At 70.7% G+C, this 23,102-nt stretch carries 23 protein-coding genes; 7 read left to right on the forward strand and 16 right to left on the reverse strand.

Annotated features, from left to right (window positions below; translation table 11 throughout):
- Positions 1–25 precede the first annotated feature (25 nt).
- The 3 genes from LGI35_RS27480 to afsQ1 are packed head-to-tail and all read right to left on the reverse strand — an operon-like array spanning position 26 to position 2,888.
- Positions 26–637, reverse strand: coding sequence for a hypothetical protein (locus LGI35_RS27480; protein ID WP_227296931.1), 612 nt, complete (start codon positions 635–637; stop codon positions 26–28).
- Positions 637–2,214: a sensor histidine kinase gene (locus LGI35_RS27485; protein ID WP_227296932.1), complete on the reverse strand. Its 1,578-nt coding sequence runs from the start codon at positions 2,212–2,214 to the stop codon at positions 637–639. Before LGI35_RS27485 ends, LGI35_RS27480 begins: the two co-directional genes overlap by 1 nt.
- The gene (gene afsQ1 / locus LGI35_RS27490; protein ID WP_030682803.1) at positions 2,211–2,888 is read right to left on the reverse strand and encodes a two-component system response regulator AfsQ1; all 678 of its coding nucleotides are present in this window, start codon (positions 2,886–2,888) and stop codon (positions 2,211–2,213) included. The genes LGI35_RS27485 and afsQ1 overlap by 4 nt, the downstream gene beginning before the upstream one ends.
- 238 nt (positions 2,889–3,126) lie before the next feature.
- On the opposite strand from afsQ1, the gene LGI35_RS27495 reads away from it, so the two are divergent.
- A complete protein-coding gene (locus LGI35_RS27495) occupies positions 3,127–3,885 on the forward strand; it encodes a SigE family RNA polymerase sigma factor (RefSeq protein ID WP_227296933.1) in 759 nt (252 codons plus the stop codon).
- Positions 3,886–4,045: 160 nt separating this feature from the next.
- Here LGI35_RS27495 and LGI35_RS27500 read toward each other — a convergent pair whose 3' ends face one another.
- On the reverse strand, positions 4,046–4,681 hold the full coding sequence (locus LGI35_RS27500; RefSeq protein ID WP_227296934.1) for a uridine kinase family protein: 636 nt from the start codon (positions 4,679–4,681) through the stop codon (positions 4,046–4,048).
- Between the two features lie 155 nt (positions 4,682–4,836).
- Between LGI35_RS27500 and LGI35_RS27505 the strand changes: the two genes are divergently transcribed.
- On the forward strand, positions 4,837–5,253 hold the full coding sequence (locus LGI35_RS27505) for a hypothetical protein (RefSeq protein ID WP_227296935.1): 417 nt from the start codon (positions 4,837–4,839) through the stop codon (positions 5,251–5,253).
- A gap of 206 nt (positions 5,254–5,459) precedes the next feature.
- On the opposite strand, the gene LGI35_RS27510 is transcribed toward LGI35_RS27505, so the two are convergent.
- Genes LGI35_RS27510 through deoC form a run of 3 tightly spaced genes read right to left on the reverse strand, consistent with a single transcriptional unit; the run spans position 5,460 to position 8,727 of the window.
- Positions 5,460–6,350 (reverse strand): aldehyde dehydrogenase family protein, encoded by an 891-nt coding sequence (locus LGI35_RS27510; RefSeq protein ID WP_227296936.1) that lies wholly within the window; start codon positions 6,348–6,350, stop codon positions 5,460–5,462.
- A complete protein-coding gene (locus tag LGI35_RS27515; RefSeq protein WP_227296937.1) occupies positions 6,343–7,773 on the reverse strand; it encodes an aldehyde dehydrogenase family protein in 1,431 nt (476 codons plus the stop codon). The genes LGI35_RS27510 and LGI35_RS27515 overlap by 8 nt, the downstream gene beginning before the upstream one ends.
- A gap of 3 nt (positions 7,774–7,776) precedes the next feature.
- Positions 7,777–8,727: a deoxyribose-phosphate aldolase gene (gene deoC / locus LGI35_RS27520; protein WP_116513451.1), complete on the reverse strand. Its 951-nt coding sequence runs from the start codon at positions 8,725–8,727 to the stop codon at positions 7,777–7,779.
- 560 nt (positions 8,728–9,287) lie between these two features.
- Between deoC and LGI35_RS27525 the strand changes: the two genes are divergently transcribed.
- A complete protein-coding gene (locus tag LGI35_RS27525; protein WP_227296938.1) occupies positions 9,288–9,911 on the forward strand; it encodes a PH domain-containing protein in 624 nt (207 codons plus the stop codon).
- 52 nt (positions 9,912–9,963) lie between these two features.
- Here the strand turns inward: LGI35_RS27525 and LGI35_RS27530 are convergent, their stop codons facing one another.
- From LGI35_RS27530 to LGI35_RS27540, 3 genes are all read right to left on the reverse strand, one after another.
- Positions 9,964–11,607, reverse strand: coding sequence for a phospho-sugar mutase (locus LGI35_RS27530; protein WP_227300539.1), 1,644 nt, complete (start codon positions 11,605–11,607; stop codon positions 9,964–9,966).
- A gap of 38 nt (positions 11,608–11,645) precedes the next feature.
- Positions 11,646–12,482, reverse strand: coding sequence for a purine-nucleoside phosphorylase (locus tag LGI35_RS27535; RefSeq protein ID WP_116510654.1), 837 nt, complete (start codon positions 12,480–12,482; stop codon positions 11,646–11,648).
- Between the two features lie 92 nt (positions 12,483–12,574).
- Complete coding sequence (locus tag LGI35_RS27540; RefSeq protein WP_116510652.1) at positions 12,575–13,012, reverse strand: gamma-glutamylcyclotransferase family protein; 438 nt, start codon at positions 13,010–13,012, stop codon at positions 12,575–12,577.
- A gap of 116 nt (positions 13,013–13,128) precedes the next feature.
- Between LGI35_RS27540 and LGI35_RS27545 the strand changes: the two genes are divergently transcribed.
- Together LGI35_RS27545 and LGI35_RS27550 are read left to right on the forward strand one after the other, a co-directional pair.
- Positions 13,129–14,577, forward strand: a complete 1,449-nt coding sequence (locus LGI35_RS27545; RefSeq protein WP_227296939.1) for an NAD(P)H-quinone dehydrogenase — start codon at positions 13,129–13,131, stop codon at positions 14,575–14,577.
- Positions 14,578–14,759: 182 nt separating this feature from the next.
- Complete coding sequence (locus tag LGI35_RS27550; protein WP_227296940.1) at positions 14,760–15,725, forward strand: DeoR/GlpR family DNA-binding transcription regulator; 966 nt, start codon at positions 14,760–14,762, stop codon at positions 15,723–15,725.
- Positions 15,726–15,802: 77 nt separating this feature from the next.
- Here LGI35_RS27550 and LGI35_RS27555 read toward each other — a convergent pair whose 3' ends face one another.
- Complete coding sequence (locus tag LGI35_RS27555; RefSeq protein ID WP_451024791.1) at positions 15,803–16,351, reverse strand: TetR/AcrR family transcriptional regulator; 549 nt, start codon at positions 16,349–16,351, stop codon at positions 15,803–15,805.
- A 201-nt stretch (positions 16,352–16,552) separates the two neighbouring features.
- Entirely contained in the window at positions 16,553–18,307 is a 1,755-nt protein-coding gene (locus tag LGI35_RS27560; RefSeq protein ID WP_227296942.1) for an acetyl/propionyl/methylcrotonyl-CoA carboxylase subunit alpha, read from the reverse strand.
- A gap of 356 nt (positions 18,308–18,663) precedes the next feature.
- Between LGI35_RS27560 and LGI35_RS27565 the strand changes: the two genes are divergently transcribed.
- Positions 18,664–19,131, forward strand: a complete 468-nt coding sequence (locus LGI35_RS27565; protein ID WP_227296943.1) for a hypothetical protein — start codon at positions 18,664–18,666, stop codon at positions 19,129–19,131.
- 28 nt (positions 19,132–19,159) lie between these two features.
- Here LGI35_RS27565 and LGI35_RS27570 read toward each other — a convergent pair whose 3' ends face one another.
- The 4 genes from LGI35_RS27570 to LGI35_RS27580 all read right to left on the reverse strand — a co-directional run bounded on the left by LGI35_RS27570 (position 19,160) and on the right by LGI35_RS27580 (position 21,900).
- Positions 19,160–19,783, reverse strand: a complete 624-nt coding sequence (locus tag LGI35_RS27570) for a Maf family protein (RefSeq protein WP_227296944.1) — start codon at positions 19,781–19,783, stop codon at positions 19,160–19,162.
- 70 nt (positions 19,784–19,853) lie between these two features.
- Entirely contained in the window at positions 19,854–19,982 is a 129-nt protein-coding gene (mmpB, locus tag LGI35_RS46180) for a morphogenic membrane protein MmpB (protein WP_264484688.1), read from the reverse strand.
- Between the two features lie 71 nt (positions 19,983–20,053).
- The gene (locus LGI35_RS27575) at positions 20,054–20,263 is read right to left on the reverse strand and encodes an acyl-CoA carboxylase epsilon subunit (RefSeq protein WP_227296945.1); all 210 of its coding nucleotides are present in this window, start codon (positions 20,261–20,263) and stop codon (positions 20,054–20,056) included.
- A gap of 29 nt (positions 20,264–20,292) precedes the next feature.
- Positions 20,293–21,900 (reverse strand): acyl-CoA carboxylase subunit beta, encoded by a 1,608-nt coding sequence (locus LGI35_RS27580; protein ID WP_227296946.1) that lies wholly within the window; start codon positions 21,898–21,900, stop codon positions 20,293–20,295.
- Positions 21,901–22,130: 230 nt separating this feature from the next.
- Between LGI35_RS27580 and LGI35_RS27585 the strand changes: the two genes are divergently transcribed.
- The gene (locus LGI35_RS27585; protein WP_227296947.1) at positions 22,131–23,012 is read left to right on the forward strand and encodes a biotin--[acetyl-CoA-carboxylase] ligase; all 882 of its coding nucleotides are present in this window, start codon (positions 22,131–22,133) and stop codon (positions 23,010–23,012) included.
- Positions 23,013–23,102: the final 90 nt, after the last annotated feature.

Genomic DNA, 23,102 nt, shown 5'->3' on the forward strand with positions numbered 1-23,102 from the left:
CCCGCGACAACCGCGCCCGCCCCGGTCAGCCGACCGTCTCGGCGGGCGCCGGGACGAGCCCCGGCCGCGTCCGCATCTCCGGGGAACAGTCGTACGCGCGCAGCGCGTCGTCACCCGGCCCGCCGAGCACGACCTTGTCGTCCTTGGCCGCGGCCCCGCCGTTCGCATACGTACACACGATCTGGGCCAGCGCGTACGGCGAGAGGTCGTCCGGCGGGACGCTCAGCCGCAGCGCGTTGTCCGGGTCGCCCTTGCCCGGCCCCGAGACGGTCATCCCGGGCCTGACGTCCGTGGTGTACCCCGCCTGCCGCTCGGCGCCGACCGGAGACTGCTCCAGCTCGTCGAGCAGCGCCTGCGCGAGCCGCACCCGGTCCGAGGCGCCCTGCCCCTTCGGCAGGGTCACCGACCGGTCGACGCTCACCAGCTGTGACGTACAGACCAGATACACCTGCACGGCGAACTCGCCGCCCGAGCGCGACCCCAGATCCGGCCCCGACAGCGTGCACGGCACCCGCGAGGGCGCGGCCCCGAAGTCCGTCGGCACCTCCGTCGGCCTGATCCCGCACCCGGCGAGCAGCACGGCGAGAAACGCCGTACCCAGCACCGCGCAACGCCGTCCTGCCTTGCGTGTGGTCATCACGCGCCGCCCTCCTCACCGGAACCGCCACCGACGGCGCCCTCGTCGTCGGGCGGCAGCGTCAGTGGTGACGCGTCGAGCGGCAGCCGGAACGTGAACACGGCGCCGCCCTCAGGGGAGTTGGCGGCCGTGATCTCGCCGCCGTGGATGTGCGCGTTCTCCAGGGCGATCGAGAGCCCGAGCCCGCTGCCCTCCGAACGCGGCCTCGACGCGCTCGCCTTGTAGAACCGGTCGAAGACATGCGGGAGCACGTCCTGCGGGATGCCGGGCCCGTGGTCACGCACCTCGATCACCAGCTCCGAGTCCGCGAGCCGCACGGACACCCGCACCGGCGAGCCGCCGTGCTTGAGCGCGTTCCCGATCAGGTTCGCCATGATGACGTCGAGGCGGCGCGGGTCGATGCGGGCCATGATGCCGCGCTCCGCGTCCAGATCCACCGCGTCGAGCCAGGCGCGGGCGTCGATGCAGGCCGTGATCTGGTCGGCGATGTCGACGTGGTCGAGGACGAGCCGGGCGGTGCCCGCGTCGAAACGGGTCACCTCCATCAGGTTCTCCACCAGGTCGTTCAGCCGGCGCGTCTCGCTCACCACGAGGCGCACGGCCGGCTCGATCATCGGGTCGACCGAACCGGTCTCCGCGTCGAGCTCCTCCTCGAGGACCTCCGTCACCGCGGTGATCGCGGTCAGCGGCGTACGCAGCTCGTGCGACATGTCGGCGACGAAGCGCCGCGACGCCTCCTCGCGCGCGCTCATGTCGGCGACCTTCTTCTCCAGATTCTCCGCGGTCCGGTTGAACGTCCGGGAAAGATCGGCCAGTTCATCCGTGCCGGAGACCCGCAGACGCGTGTCCAGCTTCCCTTCCCCGAGCCGCCGGGCCGCCCGCCCGAGCCGGTGCACCGGCTTGAGCACCGTCGTCGCCGCGGCCTGCGCGAGCAGCGCCGAACCGATCAGCGCGAGCGCCGTCGCGATCCCGAGCGACCAGGCAAGGGAGTTGAGATCCTTCGCCTCCGGCTCCAGGGACTTGAGCATGTAGCCCGTCGGCCCCCCGTCGATCACCCGCGCCCCGCCGACCAGATACGGCGTGTCATTGCTGACGATCCGCTGCCAGTACAGGTGGTACGGGTGCTTGTTGCCGTCCGTGAGGGGCTGCTCCCTGTTCACCGCGTCCCGCAGCGAACGCGGCACCTCGGCCAGCGTGATCGCGTCCAGGTCGGAGTTGCCCGCGATCCGCCGGCCGTTCTTGTCGTCGCTGATCAGCAGCACGCTGAAGTGCTGACTGCTGCTCGCCATCAGGTTCGCGGCATGCTGCAACTCGCCCTGTGTCGGATGCTCGGGCAGCGCCGCGGCGCGGTTCTGCATCTCCTGCTGGAAGTCGCTGAGCGCCGCGTCCTGCGCCCGGGTCAGCACCGCCTCGCGGTTGAGCCAGTACGCGATCCCCGAGGCCGACACCGCCGCGGTCAGCGCCACCAGGGCGAAGACGACGACGAGCCGCAGCCGCAGGCTCGTGAAGCGCAGGCCGGCGAGTATCGCCTTCTTCGCCGCGGCCCACCCCCGCAGCCGGTCGTGCGCATCAGTCACTGAGGCGTGTCCAGCCGGTAGCCGACCCCGCGCACCGTACGGATCAGCGTCGGTGACGACGGAACGTCCTCGACCTTCGCGCGCAGCCGCTGCACACACGCGTCGACGAGCCGCGAGTCACCGAGGTAGTCGTGCTCCCACACCAGACGCAGCAGTTGCTGGCGCGACAGCGCCTGGCCCGGCCTGCGGCTCAGCTCCAGGAGCAACCGCAGTTCCGTGGGCGTCAGTTGGAGGTCCTCACCGTTCTTCGTGACCGTCATCGCGGCCCGGTCGATGACGAGACTGCCGAACGACGCCGCGTCGTTCGCCTCCCGCTCGCCCCGCCGGAGCACCGCGCGGATCCGGGCGTCGAGCACCCGCCCCTGCACCGGTTTCACGACGTAGTCGTCGGCGCCGGACTCCAGCCCGACCACCACGTCGATGTCGTCGCTGCGCGCCGTGAGCAGGATGATCGGCAACTGGTCCGTGCGCCGGATGCGCCGGCACACCTCGAACCCGTCGATGCCGGGCAGCATCACATCCAGCACGATCAGGTCCGGCCGCTGCTCACGCAACAGCTTCAGACCGTCCTCGCCGGTGGCAGCGGTGGCAACCCGATGGCCCTGGCGCGTTAGGGACAGCTCCAGGGCCGTTCGGATGGCGTCGTCGTCCTCGATCAGCAACAGGGAAGGCACAGACGTCATTCTGTCCCATGGCGCGGCTCAAGTTCGACCGTTGGAGCGCTCCCAAGCTCGTAATGAGGGGGCATCGGGCCCCATCCGCACACGACTCGCACACAGCCGAGCCCTGTGACAGGTCTGTGACAGTCGACGGACACCGTCATGAAGTGACCCGGGCAAGCTTTTGGACATCGCAAGGACGCAAGTCCTTACGAGCCACGGGAAACCGAGACTCCACGACGGGGGGCGCGAGATGAACACGCTGCACAGCACCACCACTGGCGCAGTTGTCACACGTCTTCATGACGCTCTCGTGCGGAGTCCCGGTTCCGGGAAGCACGAGTTGTCCGGTGCCGTGAGCGGGCGGGGGTGCGCTCGCGGCGCCGGGCGTCAACACACCACGTACATGACGGTGGTTGACGCGAACCAGGCGGTATCCGACGGGGGAGCCGCGTACGGGGAGGAATCGGGGGAGCGGGAGAAGTCCCTGTCGGAGGCCGAGTTCACGGCCTACGTACAGGAACGCCGCGCCTCCCTGTACGCAACCGCCTACCACCTGACCGGTGACCGGTTCGAGGCCGAGGATCTGCTCCAGAGCGCCCTCTTCTCGACGTACCGCGCCTGGGACAGGATCAGCGACAAGGCGGCGGTCGGGGGCTACCTCCGCCGCACCATGACCAATCTGCACATCAGCGCGTGGCGCCGCCGCAAGCTGAACGAGTACCCGACCGAGGAACTGCCGGAGACGGCGGGCGACACGGACGCGATGCGCGGCACGGAGCTGCGCGCGGTTCTCTGGCAGGCCCTGGCCCGCCTCCCCGAACTGCAGCGCACGATGCTCGTCCTGCGGTACTACGAGGGTCGTACGGACCCCGAGATCGCGGACATCCTCGACATCAGTGTCGGCACGGTGAAGTCCAGCATCTGGCGCTCCCTGCGTCGGCTGCGCGAGGACGAGGTCCTCAGCTTCGGCCGTGACCTGGAGGAGTCCTTCGGCGAGCTGGTGGCCTGAAGGCGGGGGGCGGGCCGTCGCTCCGGGGGGACGCGACGGTCGTACGGGGGAGCGGTACCGGGGGGATCACGGGGGATCTTCACGGGGGAATGAAGCGGGACCGGAGGGCCGGGGGGTCTCTCCGGTCCCGCTTCTCATGCGTACGGGATGTGCGGGCGGCTCACGCCTGGGCGCGGGCCTTCACGCAACGGCCCGCGGCGGCCGCGGCCAGGCGGCCGAGGGCTTCCTCCCTGCCGCACGCGTGCGCGCCGAGCGCCGTCTGGCGGGCCACGATGCCGCGCTCCGCGCGCATCAGGCGCCAGCCGCGGCGCAGCAGGAACGGCACGGACTTGCGGCCCTCCCTGAGGTCCCGCAGCAGCCGGCGGCGGAACGTCGTGGACGGGCGGCCGCGCAGGCACAGCGCGTCGGCGAGCAGGCCGAGATCCCGGCAGCGCTCCACGATGTCCGCGGCGAAGATGCCCTCCGCGATGAACAGCGGCGTGCGCTCGATGTCGAGCGTCTCCTCGCCCACCCGCGAGCTGGTCGCGAGGTCGTAGACGGGAACGCGGGTGCGGCCCGTGCGGCACAGCTCGGCGATCGCGGCGACGGCCGTCTCCGTGTCCCAGGAGTGGGGCGAGTCCCAGTCGATGTCCGAGCTGCCCGGCACCTGCGGCAGCGTGGGGTCGTCGTGCTCCTTGTAGAAGTCGTCCAGGCACAGCACGGGGAGCCCGGAGCGGGACGCGAACGACGACTTGCCGGAGCCGGAAGGACCTGCCAGCAGGACGACCCGGGTCGGTATCGAGGGATGGGAACTCACGAGACACCAGTGTGCTGCATCCTCCGCCCCCGGTGGACCCTGCGGGTCGGCCTTTGTGGCACAGCCGCGCCTCAACTACTCTGCGTACGCGTACGATTACTCGATCTGCGGCGGCGGGCCAACCGGCCGCCGGTACCGGAAACGGGCGGCACTTCATGGCACGACACTCAGCGAAGAAGTCCTCGACGGCCCAGCGTGCGCTGATGCGCGCGGGGCTCACCCTCACCGCCGCGGGGGCGGCGCTCGGCGGGGGTGCGGTGAGCGCCGGTGCGGCGGAGCCCGCCGCCGTGCCTCTCGCCTCGCCGGTCGGCGACCTCGACGCGGCGGCGGCCGGGGGAGCGGTGGCGGGGGCGCTCGGGACCGCTGCGAACGGGGGTCTCGCCCCGGTCAAGCACCTGAAGCTCAACCCGCTCTCCGGTACCGGGGTCGATCCGCTCGACAACGCGGTCGGCACCCAGGTCGCCGACTTCAAGCCGGTGACCACGGCCGTCGCGACCGGCCCCCTGGCCAAGGGCGGCGCCCTCGCCGACCTCCCCCTGGTCGGTCCGGCCAGCTCTCTGCTTCCGGGCTAGGGCCTCTCGTTCGGAGCAGGTTGGGTTCGTCCGACCCGAACGAAAGACCCCAGGACGCCTGACGACGGGATCGCCGCGCGGCTCGGGGTCCGCATCGTGTGGCCGACGACATGACGAAGTGCCGACGACATGACGAAACCCCGGCCCTCCTGGACGGAGGAGGGCCGGGGTTTCGGGTTTCGGGGCGGGGTCGGCTGTGGGTGGGCCTAGTACGAAGAGCCCGATGCGCCGAGTGAACCCGTCGGGTGCCACACCGTCTTGGTCTCGAGGAACGACGTGAGCCGGTCCGTGCCCGGGTCCGTCGTCCAGTCCGTGTCCACAGCCTGGGGACGGCGTACGCGCTTCAGATTGTCCGCCGCCGCGATCTCCAGGTCACGGGCCAGGTCGGCGTCCGCGCCCGTCAGGTCGATCGCGTTCACGTCCTGGTGCGCGGCCAGCGGCGCGGCGATCTCCGCCGTCCTGCCGGACAGGACGTTCACGACACCGCCCGGCACGTCGGACGTGGCGAGCACCTCGCCGAGCGACAGCGCCGGCAGCGGGGACGTCTCGCTCGCGATCACCACGGCCGTGTTGCCCGTCGCGATCACCGGGGCGATCACCGAGACCAGGCCCAGGAACGACGACTCCTGTGGGGCCAGCACGGCCACCACTCCGGTCGGCTCGGGCGTGGACAGGTTGAAGAACGGGCCCGCGACCGGGTTCGCCCCGCCCACGACCTGGCCGATCTTGTCCGTCCAGCCCGCGTACCAGACCCACCTGTCGATCGCCGCGTCCACGACGGCCGCCGCCTTGGACTTCGACAGGCCCTCGGCGTCCGCCACCTCCCGCACGAACTGGTCGCGGCGGCCCTCCAGCATCTCCGCCACGCGGTAGAGCACCTGCCCGCGGTTGTACGCCGTCGCGCCCGCCCAGCCGCCGAACGCCTTGCGCGCCGCCACGACCGCGTCACGCGCGTCCTTGCGGGACGACAGCGGGGCGTTCGCCAGCCACTTGCCCTTCGAGTCCGACACCTCGTACACCCGGCCGCTCTCGGAACGCGGGAACTTCCCGCCCACGTACAGCTTGTAGGTCTTCAGGACTGTGAGTCGCTCAGACATCGAGGTATGCCTCCAGGCCGTGGCGGCCGCCCTCGCGGCCGTGACCCGACTCCTTGTAGCCGCCGAACGGCGAGGTCGGGTCGAACTTGTTGAACGTGTTGGCCCAGACGACGCCCGCCCGGAGCTTGTTCGCGACCGAGAGGATGCGCGAGCCCTTCTCCGTCCAGATGCCGGCCGAGAGCCCGTACTGCGTGTTGTTCGCCTTCGCCACCGCCTCCTCCGGAGTGCGGAACGTGAGGACGGACAGCACCGGGCCGAAGATCTCGTCCCGCGCGATCGTGTGCGCCTGCGTGACGTTCGTGAAGAGCGTCGGCGCGAACCAGTAGCCGCTGTCCGGGAGTTCGCACGGCGCCGACCAGCGCTCCGCGCCCTCGGCCTCGCCCGTGTCCGCGAGCGTCTTGATCCTCGCGAGCTGCTCCGCGGAGTTGATCGCGCCGATGTCGGTGTTCTTGTCCAGCGGGTCACCCAGGCGCAGGGTGGTGAGGCGGCGCTTCAGCGCGTCCAGCACCTCGTCGGCCACCGACTCCTGGACCAGGAGGCGCGAGCCCGCGCAGCAGACCTGGCCCTGGTTGAAGAAGATGCCCGTGACGATGCCCTCGACCGCCTGGTCGACGGGCGCGTCGTCGAAGACGATGTTCGCGCCCTTGCCGCCCAGTTCGAGCGTGACCTTCTTGCCCGTGCCGGCCACCTGGCGGGCGATCGCCTTGCCCACCGCGGTGGAGCCGGTGAACGCCACCTTGTTCACGTCGGGGTGCGCCGTGAGCGCCGCGCCGGCGTCGCCGTAGCCCGGGAGGATGTTCACCACACCCTTGGGCAGGCCCGCCTGGCGGCAGATGTCCGCGAAGAAGAGCGCGGACAGAGGGGTCGTCTCGGCCGGCTTCAGGACGACCGTGTTGCCTGTCGCCAGCGCCGGGGCGATCTTCCACGCCAGCATCAGCAGCGGGAAGTTCCACGGGATGACCTGGCCCGCGACGCCCAGCGGCGCCGGGTTCGGGCCGAAGCCCGCGTGGCCGAGCTTGTCCGCCCAGCCCGCGTAGTAGAAGAAGTGCGCCGCCACCAGCGGGAGGTCCGCGTCGCGCGTCTCCTTGATCGGCTTGCCGTTGTCCAGCGTCTCCAGGACCGCGAGCTCGCGGCTGCGCTCCTGGATGATCCGCGCGATCCGGAACAGGTACTTCGCGCGCTCCGCGCCCGGCAGCGCCGACCACTTCTCGAACGCCTTGCGGGCTGCCTTCACCGCGCGGTCCACGTCCGCCTCGCCCGCCTGGGCGATCTCGGAGAGGACCTCCTCCGTGGACGGGCTGACCGTCTTGAAGACCTTGCCGTCGGCCGCCTCGGCGAACTCGCCGTCGATGAACAGGCCGTAGCTGGGGGCGATGTCGACGACGGAGCGGGACTCCGGTGCGGGTGCGTACTCAAAAGTCATGGGTCAGTCCACCGTGACGTAGTCGGGGCCGGAGTAGCGGCCGGTGCTCAGCTTCTGGCGCTGCATCAGCAGGTCGTTGAGCAGGCTCGAAGCGCCGAAGCGGAACCAGTGGTTGTCCAGCCAGTCGCTGCCGGCGGTCTCGTTGACCAGCACGAGGAACTTGATCGCGTCCTTGGTCGTACGGATGCCTCCGGCGGGCTTCACGCCTACCTGTACGCCCGTCTGGGCGCGGAAGTCACGCACCGCCTCCAGCATGAGCAGGGTGTTCGCCGGGGTGGCGTTCACCCCGACCTTGCCGGTCGACGTCTTGATGAAGTCCGCCCCGGCCATCATGCCCAGCCAGCTCGCGCGCCGGATGTTGTCGTACGTCGACAGCTCGCCCGTCTCGAAGATGACCTTGAGGCGCGCGGCGCCCGAGGCCTCCTTCACGGCGACGATCTCCTCGTACACCTTCAGGTAATGGCCCGCGAGGAACGCTCCGCGGTCGATGACCATGTCGATCTCGTCGGCTCCGGCGGCGACCGCCTCGCGGACGTCCCCGAGCTTCACCTCCAGGGCGGCGCGGCCCGCCGGGAAGGCTGTGGCCACGGAGGCGACCTTCACGTCGCTTCCGGCCACGGCCTCCTTGGCCGTCGCCACCATGTCCGGGTAGACGCAGACGGCGGCTGTGCGCGGAGTCGTACGGTCGGTGGGGTCCGGGTGCACGGCCTTCGCGCCGAGCGCGCGGACCTTGCCGGCGGTGTCGGCGCCTTCGAGGGTCGTCAGGTCGATCATCGAGATCGCCAGGTCGATGGCGTACGCCTTGGCCGTCGTCTTGATCGACCGCGTGCCGAGGGACGCGGCGCGAGCCTCCAGGCCGACCGTGTCGACGCCGGGCAGCCCGTGAAGGAAGCGACGCAGCGAACGGTCCGAGGCGACCGCGTCGGCGAATGCGGGTGCGGGTGCAGTGGGCATGGTCACGAGGGGAGCATATCTACGCGCGTAGCTGCTGTACAGGGGGAGGGGTGAGTGGTGGGTCTCTGTGCGGGGTTCCGGTGCGGGGTTCCGTGCGGGTGCGGGTGCGGGTGCGGGTGCGTGGGGCGGGCGTGCGGGGCTGGTGCGGGTGCGTAGGGCGGGCGTGCGGTGCGGGCGTTGTGATTTCCAGTGCCGGCTCGGCGTGGGGCGCTGCCGGTTGTCTTTTGGGTGCGGGGCCGCGGGGGCATGTACGTGCTCGCTGTTCTACGGGTGCACGGTGGCTGGCTGATTGCCCGTACGTGGTGCTGGTGGCTGCGCGCGCACATGCCCCCACGTCCCCTCCCGTCTCGTCGGCGTCTCGCGGGCGGTGGGGCTTGCCGCCTGCCTTCCGGGGCTCGTCTCGTGCGGGGCTGTTCGGTTGGTGGAGCTCGGTGCCTGTCTGCTGGGTCTTGTTTTGTACGCGGCTGTCCGTTCGGTGGGGAACCAGGTGCTGACGGGGCCTCTGTGGTTGTTCTCAGGCCGTAATCAACGTTCTTCCCGGCTTCAGGCATCATCGGAGTATGAAGACCCCGGACTCCCAGCCCTCCGTCACGGAACCCGTGGCGGCGGAGCGGGCCTACCGTTCTCCCGCCGGTATCGCAGGTGGCGTCCTGCTGCTCGTGATGGGGGCCTGGCTCGGTTTCGACGCCCTGGTCAACGGCGACGCTCGCACCGCCTGGCTGGCCGTCGCGGTGCTGATTCTCGTCGTGCCGCTCGTCGTCGCGTTCACGATCCGGCCCGCGGTGTACGCGAATGAGGACCGGCTGCGCGTCCGTAATCCGTTCCGTGTGATCACCCTGCCCTGGGCTTCCGTCGCCGATCTGCGCGCCAGCTACTCCAGCGAGGTGTTCACCGAGGGCGGGGACAAGTACCAGCTCTGGGCCATCCCGGTGTCCATGCGCGCCCGTAAGAAGGCCAACCGGCGCACGGGTGGGCGTAAGGACAAGAGCCTGAACGGGGCCGCCGATTTCGTGCCGCGCAAGGCCGCCGGAGATCAGTCGTTGGACGAGATCCGCGAGCTGGCCCGGGACCGTGCCGACAAGCCGTCCGCGCAGGGCGAGCCGTCGATCCGCTGGGCCTACGAGATCATTGCGCCCGCGGTTGTGGGAGCGGTGCTGATGGCCGTTCTGCTCTTGATCGGTTGAGCTCAGGTACGCGAAAGGCCGGGGTCGGTTTCGACCCCGGCCTTTTTTGGTTCTAGATGCCTGCCGCCGTCGACAGGTCCCGCTTGATCGCGTTCAGTACCCGCGTGCCCTCCGCTCGGGCCGAGGCGAGGTCCGCGTGTGCTTCCACGGGGATCACCGCCTCCAAGTAGCACTTGAGCTTGGGCTCCGTGCCGCTCGGGCGGACGATGACCCGGGCTCGGTACTCGCCGTCCAGCGTGTAGCGCAGGCCGTCCGTCGGCGGGAGCGTGGCCGTGCCCTGGGTGAGGTCCTCCGCCTGCGCCACCCGGAGTCCTGCCAGTTCGGTCGGCGGTGTCCCGCGGAGCGCGGCCATCGCCTCGGTGATGATCGCGAGGTCCTCCACCCGTACCGACAGCTGGTCCGTCGCGTGCAGGCCGTGGGCCACCGCCAGGTCGTCCAGCGCGTCCAGCAGGGTGCGGCCCTGTTCCTTGAGCGTCGACGCCAGCTCGGTGACCAGCAGCGCCGCCGTGATGCCGTCCTTGTCCCGTACGCCCTCGGGGTCCACGCAGTAGCCGAGCGCCTCCTCGTAGCCGTAGCGCAGGCCGTCCACCCGGGCGATCCACTTGAAGCCCGTCAGGGTCTCCTCGTAGGGGAGGCCGGCCTTTTCGGCGATCCGGCCCAGGAGCGAGGACGACACGATCGACTCCGCGAAAACGCCCCTTGCTCCGCGCGCCACCAGGTGGGCCGCCAGCAGCGCGCCCACCTCGTCGCCTCGCAGCATTCGCCAGTCTTCGTTCTCTTTCACGGCCACTGCGCAGCGGTCCGCGTCCGGGTCGTTCGCGATGATCAGATCGGGGTTCGCGATCCGGGCTGCCGCGAAGGACAGGTCCATCGCGCCCGGTTCCTCCGGGTTCGGGAACGCCACCGTCGGGAAGTCCGGGTCCGGCTCCGCCTGCTCGGTCACGAGGACGGGCTCGGGGAAGCCCGCTCGTGCGAACGCGGCGAGCAGGGTGTCCTTGCCGACGCCGTGCATCGCCGTGTAGACCGTGCGCGCCGTGCGGGGGGAGTCCGGGGCCAGGACCGCGTCCGTGCGGGCCAGGTAGGCCTCCAGAACGTCCTCGTCGAGCGTTTCCCAGCCGGAGTCCGGGCGGGGTACGTCGTGGAGGGCGCGGATCGCTGCGATCTCGGCCGCGATCTCGGCGTCCGCGGGCGGCACGATCTGGGAGCCGTCGCCGAGGTAGACCTTGTAGCCGTTGTCGCGGGGCGGGTTGTGGCTGGCCGTGACCTCCACGCCCGCGACCGCGCCCAGGTGCCGTATGGCGAAGGCGAGGACCGGGGTGGGCAGCGGGCGCGGCAGCACCGCGGCGCGCAGACCGGCGCCCGTCATGACGGCCGCCGTGTCCCGCGCGAAGTCCGCCGACTTGTGGCGCGCGTCGTACCCGACGACGACGAGCCCGCCCGCCTCGCCCTTGCTCTTGAGATACGCGGCGAGGCCGGCCGCCGCACGGATGACCACGGAGCGGTTCATCCGCATGGGTCCCGCGCCGAGCTCGCCGCGCAGACCCGCGGTGCCGAACTGGAGCGTGCCGGCGAAGCGCTCGGCGAGCGCCTTGGTGTCGGCGCTCTCGATGAGCTTCGCCAGCTCCTCGCGGGTCTCCGGGTCGGGGTCCTCGGCCAGCCAGGCCTCGGCCCTGGCGAGCAGTTCGGTGTCCTGCAAGGTCACGTTCGTCCAGCCTCTCGCGTGTCTCTACGGGATCAGATGCGGCCCAGGACCTTGCCCAGGAGCTCGCCCATGCGGGTGGCGGAGTCGCGGCCGGCCTGGAGCACCTCTTCGTGGTTGAGGGGCTCGCCCGTCATGCCCGCCGCCAGGTTCGTGACGAGGGAGATGCCGAGCACCTCGGCGCCCGCCTCGCGGGCCGCGATGGCCTCGAGGACGGTCGACATGCCGACGAGGTCCGCGCCGATGGTGCGGGCCATGCGGATCTCGGCCGGCGTCTCGTAGTGCGGGCCGGGGAACTGCGCGTAGACGCCCTCCTCGAGGGAGGGGTCGATCTCCTTGCACAGGGCGCGCAGGCGCGGGGAGTACAGGTCGGTGAGGTCGACGAAGTTCGCGCCGACGATCGGCGACGTCGCCGTCAGGTTCAGGTGGTCGCTGATCAGGACCGGCTGACCGGGGCGCATGCCCTCGCGCAGGCCGCCGCAGCCGTTGGTCAGGACGATGGTCTTGCAGCCCGCGGCGACGGCGGTACGGACGCCGTGCGCGACGGACGCGACACCGCGGCCCTCGTAGTAGTGCGTGCGGCCGAGGAAGACGAGGGTGCGCTTGTCACCGATCTTGTACGAGCGGATCTTTCCGCCGTGGCCCTCGACGGCCGGCGGCGGGAAACCGGGCAGTTCGGTGACGGGGAACTCGGCCTCGGGGGTGCCGAGGGCGTCCACGGCCGGTGCCCAGCCGGAGCCCATCACGAGGGCGACGTCGTGGGTGTCGGCGCCGGTGAGCTCGCGCAGGCGCGTGGCGGCGGCGTCGGCGGCGACCCGGGGATCGAATCCGGCGGCGCCCTGGATGTTGTCCGGAGTAACAGATGCGTTCACGCGATCGAGGGTAGCCGGTTCGGTCCTACGCGCGTAGATGACAGACCTCACGGGAATGGGATCGTTGTCTTGTCGTTTCCGACGAAGCCCGCTCAGCAGGGGCGCTTGCGCAGTTCCATCACGTAGTCGTGCGGGGCTCCGGCCGACTCCGCCGCGTCCGCCAGCTCGCCGAGATAGCGGGCGGAGGGGAAGCCGCCCTCGTACCCGTTGAGCACGTACACCCAGGCGGGTTCCTCGCCCTCCAGCGTGTCCACGCGCACGCGCATGCGCCGGTAGATGTCCAGCCCCACGCCCTCCCAGCGGTCCATGGAGTCCTCGTCCATCGGCGCGATGTCGTAGAGCGCGACGAAGACCTGCGAGCGGGGCGCCTCGACGAGGGTCGCGAGCGCGCCTTCCCAGCCCATGTGCTCGCCCCCGAACGTCAGCCGCCAGCCGCTGAGCCAGCCCGTCGCGCGCATCGGCGAGTGCGGTGCGCGGCGCGTCATCAGCCGCGCGTCGAGATTGCCGGCGTATGCGGCGTAGAGCGACATGTGGTCGAGGGTACGGCAGGTGTGGCCGGGGTCTCTCCTGCGACGGGAGCCCCTCCGACGTGGGACGCGCACGGACGGAGGCCCCCGGGGCGAAAGCACTTGAAGCGTGCGGGACAATGGAGTACGTGACTCGGATCGTGATCATCGGTGGCGGACCTGGCGGATATGAGGCGGCCCTCGTGGCTGCCCAGCTCGGCGCGGAGGTGACCGTCGTCGACTGCGACGGCCTGGGCGGGGCGTCGGTGCTCACCGACTGCGTCCCGTCCAAGACCCTGATCGCGACGGCCGAGGTGATGACCACCTTCGACTCGTCGTACGAGGAGCTGGGGATCATCGTCGCCGATGACACCCCGCACATCGACAGCCCCGCGCGGGTCGTCGGTGTGGACCTCGGCAAGGTCAACCGGCGTGTGAAGCGCCTCGCGCTCGCCCAGTCCCACGACATCACGGCGTCCGTCACCCGGGCCGGCGCCCGCGTGATGCGCGGCCGCGGCCGCCTGGAGGGCCAGCAGGCCGCCGACGGCTCCCGCAAGGTCGTCGTGCGCACCGCCGACGGCACCGAGGAGACCCTCACCGCCGACGCCGTCCTGATCGCCACCGGCGGTCACCCGCGCGAGGTGCCCGACGCCCAGCCCGACGGCGAGCGCATCCTCAACTGGACCCAGGTCTACGACCTCGACGAACTCCCCGAAGAGCTCATCGTGGTCGGTTCCGGTGTCACCGGCGCCGAGTTCGCCGGCGCCTACCAGGCCCTCGGGTCGAGGGTGACGCTCGTGTCCAGCCGTGACCGCGTGCTGCCCGGTGAGGACCCGGACGCCGCCGCCGTCCTGGAGGACGTCTTCCGCCGCCGCGGCATGAACGTCATGGCCCGCTCGCGCGCCCAGTCCGCCAAGCGCGTCGGCGACCGCGTCGAGGTCACCCTCTCCGACGGCCGCGTCATCTCCGGCACCCACTGCCTGATGGCCGTCGGCGCCATCCCGAACAGCAGCGGGATGGGCCTCGAGGAGGCCGGGGTCAAGCTCAGGGACTCCGGGCACATCTGGACCGACAAGGTCTCCAGGACCACCGCTCCGGGCGTGTACGCCGCCGGTGACGTGACCGGCGTCTTCGCGCTCGCCTCCGTGGCCGCCATGCAGGGCCGCATCGCCGTCTACCACTTCCTCGGCGACGCGGTGGCCCCGCTGAACCTCAAGACGGTCTCCTCGAACGTCTTCACCGACCCCGAGATCGCCACGGTCGGCTACACGCAGGCCGATGTCGACGCCGGCAAGATCGACGCCCGCGGGGTGAAGCTGCCGCTGCTGCGCAACCCGCGCGCCAAGATGCAGGGCATCCGCGACGGCTTCGTCAAGATCTTCTGCCGCCCCGGCACGGGCATCGTGGTGGGCGGTGTGGTCGTCGCCCCGCGCGCGAGCGAACTGATCCATCCCATCTCGATCGCGGTCGACAACAACCTGACGGTCGAACAGATCGCGAACGCGTTCACCGTGTACCCGTCACTTTCGGGCTCGATCGCCGAGGTGGCGCGTCAGCTGCACACGCGGAAGACGGCCGACGAAGCCTGACGGCCGCGATTTCGCCGGACACGATCAACTTCCCGCAGGTCACAGCCTGTTGCTGCTCATTCGATGGGCATAGGCGCGGGAGATAGGCGTCTATACCACTTCCGGTCGTTCCGTGCGAACAACTTCTGTTATTCGGCGCAAACTGCTGAAAGCAGACGGTCGTTGGGGTTACTGTCAGTTTCGTGTTCGCTGCAGAACGTCGTCAATTGATCCTCGAAATGGTGCGAGCCAATGGAGCGGTATCGCTCCGGGAGCTCGCCCGCGTCGTCCAGACCTCCGAAGTGACCGTACGGCGGGACGTGCGCGCACTGGAGGCAGAAGGACTCCTCGACCGCCGGCATGGCGGTGCGGTATTGCCGGGCGGATTCACGCGGGAGTCCGGCTTTCCGCAGAAATCACATCTCGCGACCGCAGAGAAGACGGCCATCGCCGACCTCGCCGCGGGCCTCGTCGAAGAAGGCGAAGCCATTGTGGTGGGGGCGGGTACGACCACGCAGGAGCTGGCACGCCGGCTCGCGCGGGTTCCCGGGCTGACCGTCGTCACCAACTCCCTTCTGGTGGCACAGGCGTTGGCCCATGCCAACAGGGTCGAGGTCGTCATGACGGGCGGCACTCTGCGCGGTTCCAACTACGCACTCGTGGGCAGCGGGGCCGAGCAGTCCCTCCAGGGACTCAGAGTCACGCGCGCCTTCCTCTCCGGCAGTGGTCTGACGGCCGAACGCGGCCTCTCCACGTCCAACATGCTGTCGGCCTCCGTCGACCGCGCGCTGGTGCAGGCCGCCGCTGAGGTCGTCGTCCTCGCCGACCACTCCAAACTCGGCACCGACACGATGTTCCAGACGGTGCCGACCGATGTGATCACGCGCCTCGTGACGGACGAACCGCCCGCCCACGACGACCGCGCCGTCACCGAACTCCAGGCACTCGCCGACCAGGGGGTGCAGATCGCGATCGCCGGAGCCTCGGCGACCGGAACCGGGCCGGCGGGGGGAGATCCCGTCCCGACGCGGCAGGCGCGCCGGGACGTACCTCTGCCGGGCCAGCGCCGCACCCAGCTCCCGGGCGGCCCGCAGCTGCGCAGCGCTTCCGCCCTCGACCAGGCACCCCCTGAGCGTGCGGCAAGGGTGGCCGACCTGCGGCGGCGCTGAGCGGCGCTCAGCGGGCGGCTGAGTATCCGCGCAGGGCTGCTTTCTCCGTACGGCCGCGGATCGCCGCCGGACGGTCGCTAGCCCGCGGTGATGCCTCGCAGTGTCAGCCGGAGCAAACGATCCGCCAGCTCCGGGTCGTCCGGGGTCTCCTCCGCGGCCAGCGCGATCGCGTTGGTCAGCTGAAGCAGATCGCCGATCGACACGTCCGCGCGCACGGCACCCGCCCGCTGCGCCCTGGACAGCAGGGCCTGGCCCGCCTCGCGCATCGGCATATTGCACCGCGACAGGGCCGAACTGGCGTCGTGCGACGCCGACATGAGGGCCCGTGAGAGCCCGCGGTACTCACCCGCATGAGTGATGATGTCGCGCAGCCATGCCACCAGCGCCGAGCATGGCTGCGGGTCCGCGAGCAGCGCCCGCGAGCGCGCCAGCAGATCGTTCACCGCGTCCTCGAAGACCGCGCTCATCAGCGCGTGCCGGTTCGGGAAGTGCCGGTAGAGCGTCCCGATACCGACGCCCGCGCGCCGCGCCACGTCCTCCAGGGACGCGCCCGTGCCGTGCTCCGCGAACGCCGTACGCGCCTCCGCGAGCAGCCGCTCGTAGTTCCGGCGTGCGTCGGCCCGCATGGGGCGTACGGAAGGGGCCGGGCGGGGCCGGTCCGTCTGGTCCGTGCCGGTCGTCATCGGTCCTCCCTGGTCGTGCGCGCGTTCTCCAGGATGCCTGATCGCGCGACAGCGGGACCACGGACCGAGACAACGCGAACGCCCGGTGGACCGTGTCGTGGTCCGCCGGGCGTTCGCGTCAGGCGTTCGGGGTGCGGATCAGGGTCAGTCCTTGATCTCGCAGATGGTGGCGCCGGAGGTGATGGAGGCGCCGATCTCGGCGTTGAGGCCCTTGATGATGCCGGTGCGGTGGGCGTTGAGGGGCTGTTCCATCTTCATGGCTTCGAGGACGACGACGAGGTCGCCTTCCTTGACTTCCTGGCCTTCCTCGACGGCGATCTTGACGATGGTGCCCTGCATGGGGGAGGCGAGGGTGTCGCCGGAGGCGGCCGGTCCGGACTTCTTCGCGGCGCGTCGTTTGGGCTTGGCGCCGGCGGCGAGGCCGGTGCGGGCCAGGGACATGCCGAGGGAGACGGGCAGGGACACCTCGAGGCGTTTGCCGCCGACCTCGACGACGACGGTCTCGCGGCCGGCTTCCTCGTCGGTGTCGGTGTCGGGGGTGGCCGCGAACGGTTTGATCTCGTTGACGAACTCGGTCTCGATCCAGCGGGTGTGGATGGTGAACGGGTCGCTGGTGAAGGCCGGGTCGGTGACGACGGCGCGGTGGAAGGGGATGGCGGTGGCCATGCCTTCGACCTCGAACTCGGCCAGGGCGCGGGCGGCGCGCTGCAGGGCCTGTTCGCGGGTGGCGCCGGTGACGATCAGTTTGGCGAGCAGGGAGTCCCAGGCGGGGCCGATGACGCTGCCGGTCTCGACGCCGGCGTCCAGGCGCACGCCGGGGCCGGTGGGCGGGGCGAAGCGGGTGACGGTGCCGGGGGCGGGCAGGAAGCCGCGGCCGGGGTCCTCGCCGTTGATGCGGAACTCGAAGGAGTGGCCGCGCAGGGCGGGGTCGTCGTAGCCGAGTTCCTCGCCGTCGGCGATGCGGAACATCTCGCGCACGAGGTCGATGCCGGCGACTTCTTCGGTGACGGGGTGTTCGACCTGGAGGCGGGTGTTGACCTCGAGGAAGGAGATGGTGCCGTCGAGGCCGACGAGGAACTCGACGGTGCCGGCGCCGACGTAGCCGGCTTCCTTGAGGATGGCTTTGGAGGCGGTGTAGAGCTGCTCGTTCTGCGCCGGGGTCAGGAAGGGGGCGGGTGCCTCTTCCACGAGTTTTTGGTGGCGGCGCTGCAGGGAGCAGTCGCGGGTGGAGACGACGACCACGTTGCCGTGGGTGTCGGCCAGGCACTGGGTCTCCACGTGGCGGGGCTTGTCGAGGTAGCGCTCGACGAAGCATTCGCCGCGGCCGAACGCTGCGACGGCTTCGCGTACGGCGGAGTCGTAGAGCTCGGGGACCTCTTCGAGGGTGCGGGCGACCTTGAGGCCGCGGCCGCCGCCGCCGAAGGCGGCCTTGATGGCGATGGGCAGGCCGTGTTCGCGGGCGAACGCGACGACCTCGTCGGAGCCCGATACGGGGTCCGGGGTGCCGGCGACCAGCGGGGCGCCGGCGCGCTGGGCGATGTGGCGGGCGGCGACCTTGTCGCCCAGGTCGCGGATGGCCTGCGGGGGCGGGCCGATCCAGATCAGTCCGGCGTCCAGGACGGCCTGGGCGAACTCCGCGTTCTCCGACAGGAATCCGTAGCCGGGGTGGATGGCGTCCGCGCCCGAGTCCTTGGCGGCCTGCAGCACCTTCGCCATGTCGAGATAGCTGGTGGCCGGGGTGTCACCGCCCAACGCGAACGCCTCGTCCGCCGCCCGGACATGCGAAGCGTCCCGGTCCGGTTCCGCGTAAACGGCAACGCTCGCGATACCGGCATCCCGGCACGCCCGGGCCACGCGGACAGCGATTTCGCCACGGTTGGCGATGAGCACCTTGCGCACGATGGCTCCCTCCTTGAAACAAGCCGAGTTTAGGGACTGCCGACACGGGCTTACGACCCGTCCCCATGAGTGAGCTTGCCCACACGGAGCGCTATTCGAGGCGCGCTCAAGTGGTGAATCCCCTTGTTGCGCCCGGGTACGCAGCCTTCCCTCTTCGAACCCTAGCCCGCCGACGTGGGCTAGGTCTCTGTGCGACGGTGCTGCGGCACTCCGGGATTCTTTGTGGAGTCCCTACGAATGGCCCAATGATTCTTTGCCTTGGGCAGACCCCTTGTCCCGAGGTTTACCCGTTAGTAGCGTTCGCGTTGTCTCGAACGTACTAGGGGTAACAGCAGTCGAAAGTGGGTGGGGTTCCGGTGGCACGCAGACCGGTGGCGTGGGTGGCCGCGATCGTGCTCTTCGCGGAGGCGATCGGTATCGCCCTGCTCAACTGGTTCCTGGGGCTGGTCGTCGACCACCAGGAAATGTCCCTGGCCGGGCTCGACCCCCGCGCCATGTCCGTCTCCGCCTGGATAGCCGGCGCGCTCTTCGGGCTCTATCTCGTACTGTGCGCGATCGTCCTCGTACGCGTGGCCGTGCGCGACCGCGGGCCGGCCGGCTTCGGCCGCATCCTGCTGATCAGCGCGGCCGTCGTGCACGGGCTGCTCGGGGCGTTCAGCATCGGCCTGGTCGGCTGGCTCGCGTTCGTCTTCATGATGGTCGTGCTCGGGCTCATCGTGCTCACGCTGGTCGCCTACGACCGGAAGGAGCAGACGGACGGAGCGGGTGCGGGTGACGCCCCTGCCGGACCGGCCGAGGGCGGCGGGGCGCCGCAGCCCGTCTGATCGGCCCGGGTGGGGCGGCGAGCCGCGTTCAGTCCGCCCACAAGTCCGTGATGTTCACGCCCAGTTGGGCCAGCAGGCGGCGCAGCAACGGCATCGACAGGCCGATCACGTTCCCGTGGTCGCCGTCGATGCCGTCGATGAACGGTGCCGAGCGGCCGTCCAGCGTGAACGCGCCCGCCACGTGGAGCGGTTCGCCCGACGCCACGTACGCGGCGATCTCCGCGTCGCTCGGCTCGCCGAACCGGACCACCGTCGACGCCGTCGCCGACGCGTAGCGGTTCGCCGCCGTGTCGTACACGCAGTGGCCCGTCTGCAGGGTGCCCGCGCGGCCCCGCATCGACTTCCAGCGCGCCGTGGCCTCCTCGGCGTCCGCCGGCTTGCCGAGCGCCTGGCCGTCGATGTCCAGGACCGAGTCGCAGCCGATCACCAGCGCGCCGTGCACCTCCGGCTTCGCCGCGACCACGGACGCCTTCGCCTCCGCCAGCGCCAGGGCCAGTTCGGCCGGGGTGGGGGCGGACACGGCGTCCTCGTCGACCCCGCTGACCAGCACCTCGGGGGCGAGGCCCGCCTGGCGCAACAGGGCCAGCCTGGCCGGGGACTGGGAGGCGAGGACGAGGCGGCGGCGCGGGGTGCTCACGTGGGGATCACTCATGCGGTCAGGGTTCCACATGTGGGCCGCTGGGGGTGCCTCGTCGGGCGACGGGGGGAGGGTGCGGTGTGGTTCAGACGATTCCCAGAACCAGCATGGCTATCACCATCGCCACCGCGAGCACGAAGCCCGCTCGGCGGAGCATCGCCTGGGTTTCGCGCAGCTCCTCGGGGGGCTCGTTCTCGGGGTCTGACCACAGCATGGATCCGATACTGCTGCCCCGGTACGCGGTGCGCCTGAGTACGCGTACTCAGGCGCACCCCCACGTGCGGACTAGGCAGGCCAGTACGTGCGCGCCCAGCTCGTGGGCCCCGGGACCGGGCGGCGCGCCTGCGCCACCCTTGCCGGGTCGGCCCATGCGTCGCGGGTGTGTGCCGCGCCGGGCGGGGTGGTGGCCACCGCCGCGGCGCGGGCCTGGACCACCGCCAGTGCGGCGGCCAGCTCCTCGGGGGTCGGGTTGCCCCGTACGACCTTGATCATCATGACGGCTCCGGTGGGCTCTGCAACGGTTTCTAGAGCGGGATGTTGCCGTGCTTCTTGGGCGGGAGGGTTTCGCGCTTGGTGCGGAGTTGGCGCAGGCCGCGGACGATGTGGGCGCGGGTGTCGGAGGGCATGATGACGGCGTCGATGTAGCCGCGTTCGGCCGCGGTGTAGGGGTTGAGGAGGGTGTCCTCGTATTCCTGGATGAGGCGGGTGCGGGTGGCTTCCCGTTCGGTGTCGGGGGCGGCGGCGATGGTGCGGCGGTGCAGGATGTTGACCGCTCCCTGGGCGCCCATGACGGCGATCTGGGAGGTGGGCCAGGCCAGGTTGAGGTCGGCGCCCAGGTGCTTGGAGCCCATGACGTCGTAGGCGCCGCCGAACGCCTTGCGGGTGATGACCGTGATCAGGGGGACGGTGGCTTCGGCGTAGGCGTAGATGAGCTTGGCGCCGCGGCGGATGATGCCGGTGTGTTCCTGGTCGACGCCCGGCAGGAAGCCGGGGACGTCGACGAAGGTCAGGACGGGGACGTTGAAGGCGTCGCAGGTCCGTACGAAGCGGGCGGCCTTCTCGGAGGCGTCGATGTCGAGGCAGCCGGCGAACTGCATGGGCTGGTTGGCGACGATGCCGACCGGGCGGCCCTCGACGCGGCCGAAGCCGGTGAGGATGTTCGGCGCGAACAGCGGCTGTGTCTCGAAGAACTCGGCGTCGTCCAGGACGTGCTCGATCACGGTGTGCATGTCGTAGGGCTGGTTCGCGCTGTCCGGGACGAGGGTGTCGAGCTCGTCGTCGTCCGCGGTGCGGGCCAGGTCCGCTTCCTCGGGGAACGCCGGGGGCTCGGACAGGTTGTTCGAGGGGAGGTAGGACAGGAGGGTTTTGACGTATTCGATGGCGTCTTTTTCGTCGCCGGCCATGTGGTGCGCGACGCCGGAGTTGGTGTTGTGGGTGCGGGCGCCGCCGAGTTCTTCGAAGCCGACGTCCTCGCCGGTGACGGTCTTGATGACGTCGGGGCCGGTGATGAACATGTGGGAGGTCTGGTCGACCATGATCGTGAAGTCGGTGATGGCGGGGGAGTAGACCGCGCCGCCCGCGCAGGGGCCGACCACGAGGCTGATCTGGGGGATGACGCCGGAGGCGTGGGTGTTGCGGCGGAAGATCTCGCCGTACATGCCGAGCGCCATGACGCCTTCCTGGATGCGGGCGCCGCCGGAGTCGTTGATGCCGATGACGGGGCAGCCCGTTTTGAGGGCGAAGTCCATCACCTTGATGATCTTCTGGCCGTAGACCTCGCCGAGGGCTCCGCCGAAGACGGTGAAGTCCTGGGAGAAGACGGCTACCGGGCGTCCTTCGACGGTGCCGTAGCCGGTGACCACGCCGTCGCCGTAGGGCTTGTTGTCCTGCAGGCCGAAGGCGGTGGAGCGGTGGCGGGCGAATTCGTCGAGTTCCACGAACGAGCTGTCGTCCAGGAGCAGTTCGATGCGCTCACGGGCCGTCAGTTTGCCCTTCGCGTGCTGCTTCTCCACCGCGCGTGCGGAGCCGGCGTGGGTGGCCTCGTCGATCCGGCGCTGCAGGTCCGCGAGCTTTCCCGCGGTCGTGTGGATGTCGATGGCGCTGGACACGTTGGGCTCTTCCGGAACGGACATCGGGATGCGGCTCCCTGGCTGCTCAATGGGGACGTGAGGACGGGACGGGGCGATGTGACGCGGCGGTGCGGGTGCGGCGGAGTGGCGGTGCGGTGTGGCGGTGCGGTGTGGCGGTGCGGTGTGGCGGGTCCGGGGCTGGTGGAGGCCCGGCCCCGTTGCTACTGGCTCGTAGCGTAGTGGCGTGGATACCGTTCGGCAGTGCGGCGTTTACCACACCTAGGGTGGGTTGCATGACGCCCCGAAATGCTTCAGACGATCCTTCCGACGCGAACGACGGTCAGCAGTGGTCGGACCTGGACCGGCCGCCGTTGAACGCCGCCGCCCTGCGGCGCGCCCTCGTGCGCGGAGGGCTCTGGTCCTCCGTCGACGTTGTTCCCGCCACCGGGTCCACCAACTCCGATCTCGTCGCCCTCGCCTTGAGCGGCAAGGCCGAGGAAGGGGCCGTCCTGGTCGCCGAGTCGCAGAGCGCCGGGCGCGGGCGGCTCGACCGGCAGTGGACCGCTCCTGCGCGGTCCGGGCTCTTCTTCTCGGTCTTCCTCAAGCCCGGCGCCGAAGTGCCCGTGGAGCGGTGGGGGTGGCTGCCCCTGCTCACCGGGGTGGCCGTCGCCACGGGGCTCGCGCGGGCCGCCGGGGTCGACACCGCCCTCAAGTGGCCCAACGACCTGCTGGTGAATGTGGACGGCGAGGAGCGCAAGGCCGGGGGCATCCTCGCCGAGCGCGCCGGGGACGGGGTGGTCGTCGGGATCGGGCTCAACGTCTCGCTGCGCGCCGACGAGCTGCCCGTGCCGTTGGCCGGGTCGCTCGCCCTGGCCGGGGCCGCTTCCACCGACCGGGATCCGCTGCTGCGGGCCGTGCTCCGGTCGCTGGAGGAGCGGTTCGTCGAGTGGCGGGCCGCGGGTGGGGATCCTGCGGTGTCGCGGCTTCAGGAGACCTACGCGGCGGGGTGCGCGACGCTCGGGCGGAGTGTGCGGGCCGAGCTTCCTGGAGGGCTTGAGCTTGTGGGGGAGGCGGTCGCCGTGGACGGGGACGGGCGGCTTGTCATCGCCTCCGAGGACGGTGTGCAGCAGCCTGTGGGGGCGGGGGACATCGTCCACCTGCGGGCGGGGGACTGACAGGGTTCCGGTGCGGGCGGGGGCTGACCGGGTTCCGGTACGGGCCGGGGCGGCGCCGGGGTTCGTCCTCGGGCGCGCCGTCGTTCGTCG

This window comes from Streptomyces longhuiensis (genome assembly GCF_020616555.1).
In the GTDB taxonomy this organism is placed as follows: Bacteria; Actinomycetota; Actinomycetes; order Streptomycetales; family Streptomycetaceae; genus Streptomyces; species Streptomyces longhuiensis.